The 14,229-nt window shown below is 57.7% G+C and carries 13 protein-coding genes; 3 read left to right on the top strand and 10 right to left on the bottom strand.

Translation table 11 applies throughout. From position 1 onward, the window contains the following. Window position 1 precedes the first annotated feature (1 nt). The 3 genes from KDX30_RS26135 to KDX30_RS26125 all read right to left on the bottom strand — a co-directional run bounded on the left by KDX30_RS26135 (window position 2) and on the right by KDX30_RS26125 (window position 3,695). Window positions 2-895 (bottom strand): ABC transporter permease, encoded by an 894-nt coding sequence (locus KDX30_RS26135; protein WP_027900788.1) that lies wholly within the window; start codon window positions 893-895, stop codon window positions 2-4. Window positions 896-897: 2 nt separating this feature from the next. After that, a complete protein-coding gene (locus tag KDX30_RS26130) occupies window positions 898-1,851 on the bottom strand; it encodes an ABC transporter permease (RefSeq protein ID WP_027900787.1) in 954 nt (317 codons plus the stop codon). A 170-nt stretch (window positions 1,852-2,021) separates the two neighbouring features. Continuing rightward, window positions 2,022-3,695, bottom strand: coding sequence for an ABC transporter substrate-binding protein (locus tag KDX30_RS26125; RefSeq protein WP_231677910.1), 1,674 nt, complete (start codon window positions 3,693-3,695; stop codon window positions 2,022-2,024). 48 nt (window positions 3,696-3,743) lie between these two features. Here KDX30_RS26125 and KDX30_RS26120 point away from each other — a divergent pair, with 48 nt between their 5' ends. Together KDX30_RS26120 and KDX30_RS26115 are read left to right on the top strand one after the other, a co-directional pair. Further along, window positions 3,744-3,932, top strand: coding sequence for a hypothetical protein (locus tag KDX30_RS26120; protein WP_231677909.1), 189 nt, complete (start codon window positions 3,744-3,746; stop codon window positions 3,930-3,932). A gap of 66 nt (window positions 3,933-3,998) precedes the next feature. Next, a complete protein-coding gene (locus tag KDX30_RS26115) occupies window positions 3,999-5,021 on the top strand; it encodes a LacI family DNA-binding transcriptional regulator (RefSeq protein ID WP_231677908.1) in 1,023 nt (340 codons plus the stop codon). Window positions 5,022-5,201: 180 nt separating this feature from the next. Here the strand turns inward: KDX30_RS26115 and KDX30_RS26110 are convergent, their stop codons facing one another. The 7 genes from KDX30_RS26110 to KDX30_RS26080 form a co-directional block, all read right to left on the bottom strand. After that, window positions 5,202-6,152, bottom strand: coding sequence for a FecR domain-containing protein (locus tag KDX30_RS26110; protein WP_231677907.1), 951 nt, complete (start codon window positions 6,150-6,152; stop codon window positions 5,202-5,204). Then, window positions 6,149-6,664, bottom strand: a complete 516-nt coding sequence (locus KDX30_RS26105) for a sigma-70 family RNA polymerase sigma factor (RefSeq protein ID WP_231677906.1) — start codon at window positions 6,662-6,664, stop codon at window positions 6,149-6,151. Before KDX30_RS26105 ends, KDX30_RS26110 begins: the two co-directional genes overlap by 4 nt. 239 nt (window positions 6,665-6,903) lie before the next feature. After that, window positions 6,904-7,869, bottom strand: coding sequence for an L-arabinose ABC transporter permease AraH (gene araH / locus KDX30_RS26100; RefSeq protein WP_027902022.1), 966 nt, complete (start codon window positions 7,867-7,869; stop codon window positions 6,904-6,906). A 63-nt stretch (window positions 7,870-7,932) separates the two neighbouring features. Then, window positions 7,933-9,459 (bottom strand): L-arabinose ABC transporter ATP-binding protein AraG, encoded by a 1,527-nt coding sequence (araG, locus tag KDX30_RS26095; RefSeq protein WP_231677905.1) that lies wholly within the window; start codon window positions 9,457-9,459, stop codon window positions 7,933-7,935. A 161-nt stretch (window positions 9,460-9,620) separates the two neighbouring features. Continuing rightward, window positions 9,621-10,625, bottom strand: a complete 1,005-nt coding sequence (locus KDX30_RS26090) for a substrate-binding domain-containing protein (RefSeq protein WP_027902020.1) — start codon at window positions 10,623-10,625, stop codon at window positions 9,621-9,623. A 219-nt stretch (window positions 10,626-10,844) separates the two neighbouring features. After that, window positions 10,845-11,723: an SMP-30/gluconolactonase/LRE family protein gene (locus KDX30_RS26085; RefSeq protein WP_231677904.1), complete on the bottom strand. Its 879-nt coding sequence runs from the start codon at window positions 11,721-11,723 to the stop codon at window positions 10,845-10,847. An 86-nt stretch (window positions 11,724-11,809) separates the two neighbouring features. Beyond that, entirely contained in the window at window positions 11,810-12,532 is a 723-nt protein-coding gene (locus KDX30_RS26080) for a FadR/GntR family transcriptional regulator (RefSeq protein ID WP_122807425.1), read from the bottom strand. A 345-nt stretch (window positions 12,533-12,877) separates the two neighbouring features. Here KDX30_RS26080 and KDX30_RS26075 point away from each other — a divergent pair, with 345 nt between their 5' ends. Continuing rightward, on the top strand, window positions 12,878-14,026 hold the full coding sequence (locus tag KDX30_RS26075; RefSeq protein ID WP_231674024.1) for an aldose epimerase family protein: 1,149 nt from the start codon (window positions 12,878-12,880) through the stop codon (window positions 14,024-14,026). The last annotated feature ends 203 nt before the right edge of the window (window positions 14,027-14,229 follow it).

Genomic DNA, 14,229 nt, shown 5'->3' with positions numbered 1-14,229 from the left:
GTCAGCTCCTGATTGCCATGGCTGCCCGCAAACGGTCGGCGAGCACGTTGAAAGAGATCGAAGTGATGAAAATCATCGCGCCCGGCAACGCCGAAACCAGTGGCTGGGTGTAGATCGCAGTACGCAGGGTGTTCAGCATCAGGCCCCACTCAGGCTCCGGTGGCGTGACGCCCAGCCCGAGGAACGACAGGCCCGAAGCAAGGATCATCGACACCGAAATAAGCCCCGTGGTGAACACAAAAATCGGTCCCAGCACGTTGCCCAGCACCTGGGTGCGAATAATCGTGAATGAACCCGCCCCCGAGGCACGTGCCGCTTCGATGTAATCCCGATTGCGCACCTGAGTGGTGACACTTTCGGCAATCCGCGCCACTTGCGGCACGAACACCAGTGTCAGTGACAGCAAGGCATTGTTGACCCCGGCCCCCAAGGCGCCCGAAAAAGCGATCGCCAGCAACACCGAGGGAAATGCGTAGAACACATCCACCGTGCGCATGATCAGGCTGTTCAGCCAGCCACCGAAGTAACCGGCAATCACCCCAATCGCGCCACCGATGAAAAAGGCGAAAATCACAGGTGTGATGCCCATGAACAGCGACAAGCGCGCGCCCAGCATCAGCCGCGACAGCAGATCACGGCCCAACTCATCGGTGCCCAGCGGAAAGCCTTCGGTGCCGATTGGCTTCAAGCGTTTGAACATAGACGTGGTAAACGCGTCCCCCGGAACGATCCATGGCCCGAAAACAGCCAGCAACAGCAACACGAAAATGATCGTGCCCACGAATAACGCCACTGGATCCCGGCGCACGCGGCCAAACACTTCACTCCAGTAGCCCGGCGAGCTTTCGACGGGAGCAATGACCGGCGCGGCCGGTCGCAATATCGACAGGTTCATGCTCAGCCCCTTTTGATACGTGGATCGAGCAACGTCTGCAGGATGTCCACCAGCAGATTGAGTGCCACGAAAAACAGCGCCAAGACCCAGATCGTGCCCTGCAGCAAGGGCAAGTCACGCTGGAAGATCGCGGAGTTGAGCAGCAAGCCGGTACCGGGCCAGGCGAACACCGTTTCCACCAGAATCGAGCCGCCCATCAAATAGCCGATCTGCAAGCCCATGACGGCCATGGCGGTGGGCGCGGCGTTTTTCACCACGTGACGAAACAGGCCCCACTCACTCAGGCCTTTGGCACGCAAACCGATGATGAACTCCTGCGACAGTGTTTCCGCCACTTGAGCCCGCACTGTGCGGGCAATGATCCCGGTGGGGATGACCGACAAGGTGATCGCCGGGAGAATCATGAACTGCAGATGCGCCCAGTCCCATGCCCATGCGGCCTGCCCCAGTGGTCCGCCACCGGTCGCCGGCAGCCAGCCCAGTTGTGATGAGAAGATGATCACCATCAGCATGCCCAGCCAGTAGTGCGGCACGCTGACACCCACTGCGGAAATGGCCGATGCCACACGATCAAGCCAGCTGTCCTGAAAATAACCGCCCACAAAGCCAAACAGGCTGCCAAGGACAAAGCCGATCAACGTTGCCAGTAACGCCAGCCGCAAGGAGTAACCCACGGCGCCCATGACTTCTGCAGTGACCGGACGGCCGCTGGCAATCGACATCCCCAAATCACCCTGAACGGCGTGCCATAGCCACAGGCCAAACTGCACCGGCAGAGGTTTGTCGAACCCGTAGGCCTGGATCAACTGCATACGCAGCGCTTCGGACGCGTCCGGTGGCATCACAGAAACCAGCGGGTCGCCGGGTGCCATTTGCACGAGCATGAAGCACACCAGCGCCACGCCAAGCAAAATCGGCGTCGCCAGCAAAATGCGCCGCAAGATATAGGAAAGCATAAGGTCGCCTCACACGGTTTTTATGTGGGAGCAGAGCTTGGTCTGGGCGGCATTCCGACGATAAACGAGGACGCGGTATGTCTTCCAGTTGCGTCTCATGCATCGCGGGCAAGCCTCGCTCCCACAGGTTCTGCGCAATCCTGTAGGACCGGCTGAAGGTCTCAGGCTTCTCAGTCCTGTTTGGAGACCAGCGTCAGGTCGATGAACCAGCTCTGCGCAGGCACAACGCCTTTGATTTTTGGCGAAATGGCGCGTGGCCCGACGTCGTGCGCCACGTAGAGGAACGGAGCCTCATCAACGATGGCGGCATTGAGCTTGCCAGCCGCTTCATCCAGCGCTTTCGGATCGAAAGAGTTGCGCACGGTGGTGATCAACTTCTCGACTTCCGGGTTGGCGAAGTAGCCCCAGTTATTGGAGACCGGCGGGAACGCCTTCTCGCTGGCGAAGCGCACCATACCGAAGTACGGGTCCATGACCGCTGCGCTGACGTTGATTGCGTTAGCACCCTGCGCCGCAGGATCCTTGGCGCCCAGACGCCAGCCACTGAACAGGGTGTTCCACTCAGTGACGGCGATTTCCACATCGAAGTAGCAACCCTTGAGGCTCTGCTGAATGTATTCGTTCATGGGCAATGGCTGCATTTGCCCCGATCCGGACGCCGAAGTGAGGACCTTGACCTTGATCGGCTTAGCCTTGCTGTAACCCGCCTCGGTCATGAGTTTCTGCGCGGCTTCCTGATCGTATTTGATCTTGAATGCCGGGTTGCCGTACCACGGCGAATCTTTCTCATAGGTACCCGTGGCTTCCTGCATGTAGCCGCCCAGATAAGCCTTCAGTTCGCTGCGGTCCAGGCACAGGTTGGCAGCCTGACGCACGCGTTTGTCCAGCCACGGCGAACCCGGTGCAAAGGAGAACTGCCACGGCCACAGATGCGGCTGAGCATTGGAATAAATCTTGAAGTCCTTGCTCTTGATCTGGTCCATGGCGTCCGGTGCCGGTGCTTCAATCCAGTCCACCTGACCGGACAACAGCGCCGCTGTGCGGGCATTGGCTTCTGGTAACGGGATCAATTCGACGCGATCAACCTTGGGCACACGCTTGGGGTCCCAATAGTCCGGGTTCTTGTCCAGCACCAGTACCTGACGCGGCACCATACGGTTCATCTTGAACGGGCCGGTACCCGAAGAATGGCTGGCGAACGCGGTCCAGGCTTGCTTGGAGCGCTCGGCCGGGTCAGTCGTGGCGGCTGGAACGGCCGCGAAATCTTTCTGCCAGGCCACGGGCGAAGCCATGAACAAGTTAGTCAGGTTGTACGGCAGCACGGCATCCGGCTCGCTGGTCGTCAGCTCGACGGTCAGGTCATCGATTTTCTTCGCGCTGCGCAGGGTTGGCATACGGGAAACGGTCACGCCAATCTGCCCGGGGGCGTACTGCGGAGCCTGCTTGTCGAGCACCTTGTTGACATTCCAGACCACTGCATCAGCATTGAATACAGAGCCGTCGTGGAATTTCACGCCAGGACGCAGCTTGAAGATCCACTTGGTGTGGTCATCGGGATTGACCGCCCACTCGGTAGCCAGCCCTGGCACCAACGCGCTGGGCTTCTCGCTCTGGGACAGATCCCACTCAACCAGCGAGTCAAAGATCGTGATCCCGGTAAAACGGTTGCCTTCATACCCCTGATCCGGCTGGCCATGGGTCAGCGGAATGTCCGCTGCTGTCATGGCGATCCGCAAGGTGCTATCGGCCATCGCGGCCAGTGGCGACAAGGCACCGATCGCTACCGAGCAGGCCAGTGCCAGTCGGGTAAAACTACGTGCGCGGGTTACTGAAGCATGCGTCATGGCGAGTTTCCCATCAGTCAGGTAAGGAGAGCTGACAGGTGCAACGCAATGGGCATACCAACTTTTTTCTCTGCAAATCGTAAAAGACCGATCGAGCAGGAAAAACTGATTACTTTCAGTAAGTTAAAACCTATTAAAAATCACTGGAAAATATCACCCAAACGTTTGGGTAGTGTTGCGCAGCAGTTCATGCAATCTTTTGGTACGCAGCGCTCCATGCTGGCGCAACTGTCCTGATCTCATGGAAGCACAGGCCATGCTGCGCATAACCGTCGGCGAAATACGCGTTACGAGGCCTACTCCATGAATAGACGTCCCGCCACACTTCGCGGTATTGCCCAGCAACTCAACGTACATGTCTCAACGGTCTCGCGAGTGCTCAACGGCACCCTTGACCATGCAGGCAGGGCCGCGTCCAAAGACACCATCGAACGCATTCGCGCCCTCGCCGCCAGCCTTGATTACCAACCCAACACCCACGCCCGCACCCTGAAAACGCGGCACAGCCGCGAGATCGCGATTCTGGTTCCGAGGCTTTCCGACCTGGTGCTGGCCACGGTCTATGAAGGCATCGACGAAACCGCCAGCGCGCGACGCTATACCTCATTTGTTGCCAACACCTTCGACCGTCCGGAACGCCAGCGGGAACTGGCAGAGCGCGCGTTGGCGCGCAATGTCGAGGGCTTGATCATCAGCGACGTGCACTGCACCCCGGAGCCGGGGTTTTTGGAGGAACTGGCGGAACGGCATGTGCCCTTCGTACTGGTCAGCCGCCGACGCGGTCAGCATTGCTCGGTGACCTCGGACGACGAAATGGGCGGTCGCCTTGCCGCCGAGCATTTATTTGCACAGGGCCATACAAACGTCGCAGTGATTGCTGGCGAAGTGCACAGCAGCAACTCAAGCGAACGTACCGCCAGCTTCGTGGACTACTACCGCGAGCGCGGCATCGACATTGCGCCGAAATACATTGTCCCCGGTCAGTTCGACAGCCAGGTGGGGTTCAGTACGGGAGAATATTTGCTGAGCCTGCCGCAACCGCCGACGGCGATTTTTGCCGTCAACGATTTTCTGGCCATCGGCCTGTTCGGTGCCCTGCGCAATCGCGGCCTGGTGGCCGGACGGGACATCGCCGTGATCGGCTACAACGACACGCCACTGGCTGCTCACCTGCAACTGACAAGCATCAGCACCAGCATGCATGCCCAAGGCGTACGTGCGGTTGAGACCCTGCTGCAACGCATAGCGGGTGAACCGGTGCAGTCGCATCGGTTTCCGGCAGTATTGATCGTGCGGGATAGCAGTTGTTGCAAGCCACTGACTTGAAGCACCTCAATCCAATCAAACAGCATGCAAACTGCTGGATTGAAATACATTTTCTGTAGGAGCTGCCGAAGGCTGCGAAGCATTTCTTCGGATACACCGCGATCGCAGCCTTCGGCAGCTCCTACAGGTCCTGTGTTTTCTGCACGACAGCGCGATGCCTATAAGGAACAGCCTGTCAGCTCAAGCAGCAACTTTGCGCGCTTCCAGCGTCACCCAATAACGCGTCCGGGTTTGCACTCGCAATGGCAGGGTGGCGGCAAGCAGGAACAATATCTTGTCGGTGTCATCAAGGCGGAAAGTGCCGGTGACCTTTAGCGACTCCAGCGCGGGCTCCCAACGCAGAACGCCCGGACGGTAGCGGCTGAGCTCCTCCAGAAAACGTCCCAGTGGCTGATTTTCAACGCTGAGTACGCCCTGACGCCAGCCGGGCTGACGGGTATCAAAAGGCTGCACAGAGGTAATCGATTCGGCGCTCATGATGGCTCGTTGGCCAGCCTGTAGTTGCATGGACGGGCCCTGTTGCGGCGTGAGTTCCACCGTGCCGCGCCACACGGAAACCTGACAGCTTTGCCCGTATTGACGAATACACAACTCCGCACCAGTGGCGAACACCTGCCCTTGAGCCGTCCTGATGGTCATCGCCGGAACATTATCGGCCAGGTTAAGCGCCATCTCGCCCTCGATCAGCGACAGCAACCGCCTGCCCTGCTTCAGATCCATGTTCAACGCTGATGCGGTACTCAGTTGCAGCAGGCTGCCATCCGGCAAACGAAGATCCCGACGCTCGCCCGACGCAGTGCGAAGATCAGCGCGCCAGGCGGCAACAGGAGTCTGTTGAGCCAGCAACCAGCCCGCAGGCAACAGCGCGGCGACAATCAAGGCGCGCTTGAGAACAGCACGGCGTCCGGCGTCAGGGCGGTCAAGGCTGGCCATTGCCAACTCCGGTGGCAGCCCGGCAAACCGCTGACGCAAGCCCTGGGCTTTCTGCCAGGTCTGCTCGTGATGGCTGGACTGCTCACGCCAGCGCTGTAAACGCGCCCGGTCTTCGGCATTGGCGCTACCGGACTCCAGCAGGACCAGAAAGTCCGCTGCGTCTTCGGCGATCTGCCGGGACGGCGCCGCGCCGCTCATAGCTCGACCATCAGGCAGTGGGTGTAGGCCTGAGCCATGTAACGTTTTACCGTTCGCTCGCAGACCTGCAAGCGTTCTGCAATCTGTGCGTAGCTGAGACCCTCGAGTTGCGCCCAGAGAAACGCCCGGCGTACCGGCAAAGGCAGCGCATCGATCAATTCATCCAGTGCCTGCAGGGTTTCCAGCAAGACCCAGCGTTGTTCGGGTGAAGGAATCACGTGTTCAGGTAACGTCGCCAGCGCCTGGAGATAGGCCTGTTCGACGTTGCGACGCTGGTAATGGTTGATCAACAGGCGCTTGCCCACCGTCAACAGGTAGGCCCTCGGCTCACGCAATGAAGCCAGAGGTTCGCTGTGCTGGCTGGCCAGTACCTTGACGAACGTATCCTGACTTAAATCGGCAGCATCCCATGCATTGCCAAGGCGACCGCGCAGCCAGCTTTCCAGCCAGCTGCGGTGATCGCGGTAGAAACTTTCCAGGGTGGGCTCCAATGGCCCTGCTGCTTCCCTCATCGTCAACCGCTCACTGTGAGTCACTACTTAAAATGAGAATCATTCTAAGTAGTTCAGAGGCGAGCGCCAACTTTAATTTATTGAGGGGGGTTGGGTTTGCAGAAGGAGTTTGCAGTGCGAGCCTGAACTTGCGGAGCCTGAATCGCTGGCAAGCCAGGCTCCCACAGGAGGAAGCGGTCTCATGTGGGAGCCTGGCTTGCCAGCGATGCAGGCACTAAGGTCTATCTGCAATCACCGCCTCAGCGCCGCTTCATCCGGTCAATGATCACCGCGAGCAAAAGAATCGACCCGCGAATCACGTACTGGTAGAACGTATCGATATTCTTCAGGTTCATCGCATTCTCGATGATTGCCAGGATCAACACCCCGGCAATTACATGACGGATCATGCCAATCCCGCCGCTCAACGACACCCCGCCCAGCACACACGCCGAAATCACTGTCAGCTCGAAACCCTGCCCAATCATCGGCTGACCGGAAGTCATCCGCGACGCCAGTACCACGCCCGCCAGCGCACCGATCAGACCATGGACTGCAAAGATGATGATCTTGGTGCGATCCACATGCACACCGGCCAGCAACGCTGCTTCCTGGTTGCCACCAATGGCCAAGGAATTACGGCCGTAAGTCGTGTAATTCAACAGCCAGCCGAAAAACGCAAAACACACGATGGTGATCAGAATCGGCACCGGGACGCCGTACAACTGGCCGTTACCGAACACGAAAAAGTCTTCGTTGGAAACACCCACCGCCTTGCCGTTGGAAAAGATATACGCAAGGCCACGAACAATCTGCATCGTCGCCAAGGTCGCGATCAGTGCGTTGATGCGCAGCTTGGCAATCACAATGCCGTTGATCAGCCCCACCACCAGCCCCATGGCCAGGGCGGCGGAGATACCGAGAAAAAGGCTGTCGGTATCGCGAATCACAATCCCGGCGATCACCCCTGAGCAGGCCAGCACCGAGCCGACCGAAAGATCGAAATGCCCTGATGCCAGACAGAACAACATCGTGCAGGCAGCGATGCCCACCGTGGAGATCGCCAGCCCCAGGCCGCGCATGTTCAGGGGGGACATGAAGTTATCGATGAGAAGCGTGCAAAGCACGAAGATGCCAACGGCGGCCATCAGCATCGCCCAGTCATCAATGAAACGACGCACGTTAAGGCCCTGACGTGGAGCCGTCAGACTGGATTCGGTAGACATACGCACCTCTTTCTTGTTTTTCATTCTTGTTTTTCTGCTTGTGCTACGCGTAGCGGGTCCGTGTCAGACACGGGTTCGCGGCAAGGCCAGTTGCAACAGACGCGCTTCATCCGCTTCGTCGCGATTCAGCTCGCCGGTGATAGCGCCTTCACTCATGACCAGAATCCGGTCGGCAATACCCATGACTTCCATCAAATCGCTGGACACCACAATCACTGCGATACCGTCGGCTGCCAGGTTATGAATGATCTGGTAGATCTCGGACTTGGCGCCGATATCGATGCCTCGTGTCGGCTCATCCAGCAGCAGGACTTTCATGGGCATCGACAGCCAGCGCCCGAGAATCGCCTTCTGTTGGTTGCCCCCGGAGAGAAACAGCATCTGCTGATCCGGCGAAGGTGTTTTGACGTTCATCGCCTGAATCTGATGTTTGGCGTTGCTCTTCTCCCAGCGTCCCTGAATCAGGCAGCCCATCGTCACGTGGCGTGGACGCGCACCAATGTTGATGTTTTCGGCAACGCTGGAGAGCGGCACGATGCCTTCTTTCTTGCGGTCTTCTGGGCATAGCAGGATTCCCGCGGCAATGGCATCACGAGTGGAACGCAGTTCGAGGTTCTTGCCGTCAATCTGCAACGTGCCGGCCTTGCTGCGCGTCAGGCCCGATAACATGCGGAACATCTCGGTACGACCAGCACCCACCAAACCAAAGAAGCCAAGCACCTCACCTTTTTGCACGGCGAAAGTGACGGGTTCCTGCAAACCCGGGCCAAGCAATCCAGTGACCCGCAAGCCGGGCCCTTGATGCTGTCGCGGCCGATAGTTGTAGATGTCCTGAATATCCCTGCCGACCATGCAGGTCACCAGCCGGTCGTGATCCAGTTCAGCCATGTCTTCGAAGGTGCGCACGAAGCGCCCGTCCTTGAACACTGTGACCGCATCGCAGACCCGGAAGATTTCTTCCATGCGATGGGACACATAAAGGATCACCCGGCCTTCATCCCGCAGCTTGACGATGATCGCCATTAAACGATCGATTTCCCGTGCCGACAGACTGCTGGTGGGCTCGTCGAATGCAATGACATGGGCGTTACGCGACATGGCCTTGGCGATTTCCACCAGTTGACGCTGGCCAAGGGACAAGTCACCGAGCCGGGTCGACGGATCAATCTCGTCGGCCAGCCCTTTGAGCAGCTCCCGCGCCTGACGCAACATCGCGCGGCGGTTGACCATGCCCCAGCGGCTCGGCATGTGCCCGAGCAGCAGGTTCTCGGCCACGGACATCTCGGGGACCAGTTGCAGCTCCTGGTGAATGACTGCAATACCTGCGGCAATGCTGTCGGCAGTGGATTTAAAGTTGTAGGCCTGGTCACCTATCGACAAATTGCCGCTACTCGGCTGATAAGAGCCGCCCAGTATTTTCAGAAGCGTGGACTTGCCCGCTCCGTTCTCGCCCATCAGCGCATGAACGCTGCCGGGACGCGCTTCAAAGGTAATCTCCGACAGTGCGCGCACGCCGGGAAAGGTCTTGCCGATGCCGTTGAAGCGCAGGCTGCCTGCGGGGAGCGGTTGTTTAATTGCTGCTGGTTGCATGGAACCTCCTGTCCGGATCAAGACGCGATTCCCTGTAGGAGCTAGCTTGCTTGCGATGGCGTCGGGTCAGTCAACACTTCATTTGCTGATACACCGCTATCGCGAGCAAGCTCACTCCTACAGGGTTCCCGGGTGCTAGAGAGTGCGCATCTCGCGCACTCTCACTTCCACAGACCAATCTTGGTCAGCACTTCCTGAAAGTTCGCCCGGGTAATCAGTGTCACGTCATCCATCGCGGTGTATTTAGGAGGCTCCTCGCCGGTGGTCACCCACTTGTACATCTGCAGCGCGGTGTTGTAGCCCTCTTTATCCGGGCTTGGCAGCATCGAGCCGAAGAAGCCGCTTTCTTTCTTCTTCAATTCATCGATAGCGTCAGTGCCATTGATGCCGATGCCAATCACATTGGCAGGTTTGAAGCCCGCGCCAGCCGTTGCACGCACACCACCCAGAACGGTGTTGTCGTTCATGCCGCCAATGATCAGGTTTTTCGCTGCGGCAGGCAGTTTAGGCAACGCCGAGTTGGTGGACTCCATGCTGCCAGGTACGTCGAGGGTCTTTTGCGCAGTGAAGAGGATATGGTCTTCCGGGAAGCCGGCTTTCTTCAGCGCGTCCACCGATCCATCGGTACGCTTCTTGCCGGTGTCCAGCTCGTTGTAGGTATTGATAATCGCGTAGGTTTCTTTCCAGTCCCAATTACGATTCTTCGCTTCAGCGGCCATGGCTTCGCCCTGTTTCTGGCCGACCTCGTACGCGGCCATGCCCAGATACGGGACGTCTTCCATGAACTTGCCACTGGCGTCTACAAATCGATCATCCACGGCCATGACTTTCAGGCCATTGGCTTTGGCCTTGGCAACAATCGCAGGGCCAAGGGATACATCGGGCGGGCAGATAACGAAGCCTTTGGCTCCATTGGCGGCCAGGCTGTCGATAGCGGAAAGGGTTTTTTCGCCGTCAGGCACGGCAATTTTGATCACTTCGAAACCATGGTCCTTGCCCGCTTTTTCAGCGAAGGCCCATTCGGTCTGGAACCACGGCTCTTCGGCCTGTTTCACGAGGAAGCCGATTTTGACTTTGTCAGCGGCAGATACACCACCCGACAGCCCCAGCACAGCAGTGGCAACAGCGGCACAGCAAAGGGAACGGATCCCATGACGACTCAACATAGCTAACTCCTTATTTTTATTGAATAGCTACAGCGTCCAGCAATGAGTTGTGTTGAGGTCATCCGCACCCGAAGGCAATCCGGAACGACATCAAAACAAGAACAAAACAGTCATATCATATTATCAATGACCGGAATGTAACCTAGTGTCACGCATCCTAAAGCACCGACATGGAACGCTCCTTTTCAGGTAATAAAACAAGCTTTTTGCTTACAACCGTCAGCCAGCGAAACGCGTCGATGGCAAACCCTTGATACCGACATTTGTCGCCAATAACGCACCGTCAAATTGACCATGCGCATCGCCCGGCTCCGCGCTGGTGACATACAGCGTGGTCATATCAGGACCGCCAAACACGCAGCTGGTGGGATGACTGACCGGCAACTCTACGATCCGGTCAACACTGCCGTCGGGCGCAAAGCGGATCAGGCAATTACCGCCCCAGCGTGCATTCCATACGTAGCCATCGACGTCCATCGCCGAGCCGTCCGGAACGCCGCGGGCATGCTCCGCAGCCCAGATCGAGCGCACCCCAAGACTTCCATCGACAAGGATCGGGTAGCGATAGATCACCCCATCAAGACTGTCGGCGCTGTAGAGCTCATCGCCCTTTGCACTCCATAACAGGGTGTTGACGATACCCTGGCCTTCAAGCAAAGGCGTGACAGCGCCATCGGTATCAATTCTGAACAAACCGCCAGAACGCCGGGTGATCGGCAGATCACCGCCCTCCTCGTCGAGATTGTTCTGCATGGACCCCAGCCACAAGCGGCCCTGGACATCGCAACGGGCTTCATTGGCCCGATTACCGTCAACCGGGTCGGCCTTGCAAAACAGGGTGAGGTTTGGCGTATAGCCAGGAGAATCCAGGTCAAAGCGGTAGACGCCGCTGGCCAGCGTTACCAGCGCATCGCCCCGAAGAGTGGGGATAAAGGCCGAAACAGGTTCGGGCAGATGCCATTGCTGATACTGCTCTTCAAACAGGCGACAGGCCAGTCGGGCCGCGATATCGACCCAATACAGGGTCTGGGTTTCTGCGTCCCAGAACGAGCCTTCGCCCAGCATGAAACGGTGCGCTGAAACAGGCAGCCATTGCATATGAAAGTGTCCTTTATTCTTGTTTTTTTACGTGCTTCCTGGTGCATCTTGTAAATGCCTCAGGGTGTTCGGTTATCAGTACAACGTTAGTCGGTGAAGCTGTTTGATGCCAAAGCCTGTCGGGCAAACGATTCGGCAATCACCCCGGCAGCCTGCTCGATCAATGCCATGCAGGCCCATACGCCGCGCGCCGCATCACGAGTGGCAATCGCGTCGGCAAGATCCTTGTGCAGTGGCAAGGTTTTACCCAGCTCACCCGGTACCGCCGACGACACTTCGAACGACACGGCCAGCAACGCCCCCAGCGCAGGCAGCATTTGCTCGATGAAGCGGTTATGGCTGGCTGCCAGAACCGCCTCATGGAAACGTCGGTCAGCCAGGTTGTAATCGCCCATGTCCGCTACCGATACTGCCAATGCCGCATACGCCGATTGAATCTCGCTGATCTGCTCAGCGCTGGCCCGCTCGCACGCCCAACGCACCGCCATGGGCTCGATAGTCCTGCGCAAATCCAGCAGATCCTTCACAAAATCTTCCGGCAGACCTTTGCGCGCCAGCCAACTCACTACTTGTGGGTCGAACAGATTCCAGCTGCGCAACGGCAAAACCCGTGTGCCCACCTTGGGCCCTACTTCCAGTAGTCCTTTGGCGACCAGTGTTTTGATCGCCTCACGAATCACCGTACGGCTTACACCCAATTCTTCAGCCAACACCGCTTCGACTTTCAGCACCTGACCCGGCCGCACATTACCCGCCGCGATCCACGCCCCCAGCCAATCGACTGTAGACGCATGAAAATTACTGCTCATGTGATGCGCCTCACCACGCGGCCATTCCGCGAACTGAGGCTAATCATCACATGATTGGCTGTCAAACCTGCCTGTTGTGTTGCATGTAGGAGGAGCCGAGGGCTGCGATGTGTTTTCTGCTGGAAAATCACCAGATCGCAGCCGTTCAGCAGCTCCTATAAAATCACCACGACCATCAAATAGTATTACGATTAAATTTTCAAGTGACGTTTTATCGGCTATAAATCCTTTTATCACCATTCAACAGGATGAATAGTCAGACCAATAAACCAAACCCAGCGATAACCCGGCCCGCATCGAAGGTTCGGTGCAGCCCCACCACAACAACAAAAAAAGGTACATTCAATGAAACCCTCTTCACTGCTCAGCAGCTTCGGACTGTCCTTGATGATCGCGACCCTCACGGCCAACGCGGCCAGCCTTACCAATGAACACAGCGCTTTTGGAAAGACAGCCGATGGCACTGCGGTCGAGAAGTACACCTTGCGCAACAGCCATGGTGTGGAAGCCAACATCATTACCTACGGCGCGACCCTGCAATCGCTGCTCCTGCCGGACAGGAACGGCAAGGTGGAGGACGTGGTGCTCGGTTTCGATGATGTGAAAGGCTATCAGGACAACGGAACCGTCTATTTCGGGGCGACCATTGGCCGCTTCGGCAACCGCCTGGCGGATGGCAAGTTCAGCCTTGATGGCAAGACCTATCAGGTGCCACAGAACGACAAGACCAACGCCTTGCACGGCGGCACTCAGGGTTTTGACAAGCGGGTATGGAAAGCCGAACCCAGTAATGAGAATGGCTGGGTGGGCGTAAAACTGACCTATGTGTCACCGGATGGCGAAATGGGCTTCCCCGGCGAGCTGAAGACCGAGGTGACCTATAGCCTCAATGAGAAGAACGAGCTGCGCATCCACTACAACGCCACTACCGACAAGCCCACCGTGCTTAACCTGACCAATCACAGCTACTTCAACCTCGCGGGCGCGGGTAACGGTGATGTACTCAAGCAGGTCGCCACACTGCATGCCTCGCATTACACGCCGGTCAACGAGAAGCTGATTCCCACCGGCGAACTGCCTGCGGTCAAAGGCACGCCTATGGACTTCCTGACGCCTACGGCCATCGGCAAGAACATCAAGGCGGACCATCAGCAATTGAAATATGCCGAGCCTAAGCAAGGTGGTTTTGATTTCAACTGGGTACTGGACACCAAAGGCGACGTCAGCAAACTGGCTGCCGAAGTCAGCGACCCACAATCCGGCCGACGCCTGCAGTTGTTCACCAGCGAGCCCGGCGTGCAACTGTATACCGGCAACTTCCTGGACGGCAGCATCCATGGCAAAGGTGGCAAGGTCTACCCGCACTGGGGCGCCTTCACCCTGGAAACCCAGCACTATCCGGACGCGCCGAACCAGCCGAAATTCCAGAGCACCCGACTGGATCCGGGCAAGGCGTATACACAGACGACCGTGTTTAAGTTTTCAGGAAACTAAAAGTTCAAGGTACCGCGCTGTCTCGCGGTGACCAATGGACCTGTAGAAGCTGCCGAAAGCTGCGATAGCGGTGTGTCAGGATGAATGCTTCGCAGCCTCTGGCAGCTCCTATCAAACAAACTACAACTATTTGATTTGGAGTACTTTTTCATCTGTAGGAGCGCGCTTGCCCGCGATCGCGTCAGCACAGGCAATATATTCAT

The sequence above is a fragment of the Pseudomonas quasicaspiana genome, from assembly GCF_021147825.1.
Taxonomy (GTDB): Bacteria; Pseudomonadota; Gammaproteobacteria; order Pseudomonadales; family Pseudomonadaceae; genus Aquipseudomonas; species Aquipseudomonas quasicaspiana.
Note: the sequence above shows the minus strand (reverse complement) of the source record. Positions and strands in the feature narration are given on the sequence as shown.

Coding starts and splice junctions, on each gene's coding strand:
- araH (WP_027902022.1), bottom strand. CDS start 7,869: ATGTCTACCGAATCCAGTCTGACGGCTCCACGTCAGGGCCTTAACGTG.
- KDX30_RS26075 (WP_231674024.1), top strand. CDS start 12,878: ATGAAACCCTCTTCACTGCTCAGCAGCTTCGGACTGTCCTTGATGATC.
- KDX30_RS26115 (WP_231677908.1), top strand. CDS start 3,999: ATGAATAGACGTCCCGCCACACTTCGCGGTATTGCCCAGCAACTCAAC.
- KDX30_RS26080 (WP_122807425.1), bottom strand. CDS start 12,532: ATGAGCAGTAATTTTCATGCGTCTACAGTCGATTGGCTGGGGGCGTGG.
- KDX30_RS26130 (WP_027900787.1), bottom strand. CDS start 1,851: ATGCTTTCCTATATCTTGCGGCGCATTTTGCTGGCGACGCCGATTTTG.
- KDX30_RS26090 (WP_027902020.1), bottom strand. CDS start 10,625: ATGTTGAGTCGTCATGGGATCCGTTCCCTTTGCTGTGCCGCTGTTGCC.
- KDX30_RS26135 (WP_027900788.1), bottom strand. CDS start 895: ATGAACCTGTCGATATTGCGACCGGCCGCGCCGGTCATTGCTCCCGTC.
- KDX30_RS26085 (WP_231677904.1), bottom strand. CDS start 11,723: ATGCAATGGCTGCCTGTTTCAGCGCACCGTTTCATGCTGGGCGAAGGC.
- KDX30_RS26105 (WP_231677906.1), bottom strand. CDS start 6,664: ATGAGGGAAGCAGCAGGGCCATTGGAGCCCACCCTGGAAAGTTTCTAC.
- KDX30_RS26120 (WP_231677909.1), top strand. CDS start 3,744: ATGGGCATACCAACTTTTTTCTCTGCAAATCGTAAAAGACCGATCGAG.
- araG (WP_231677905.1), bottom strand. CDS start 9,459: ATGCAACCAGCAGCAATTAAACAACCGCTCCCCGCAGGCAGCCTGCGC.
- KDX30_RS26110 (WP_231677907.1), bottom strand. CDS start 6,152: ATGAGCGGCGCGGCGCCGTCCCGGCAGATCGCCGAAGACGCAGCGGAC.
- KDX30_RS26125 (WP_231677910.1), bottom strand. CDS start 3,695: ATGACGCATGCTTCAGTAACCCGCGCACGTAGTTTTACCCGACTGGCA.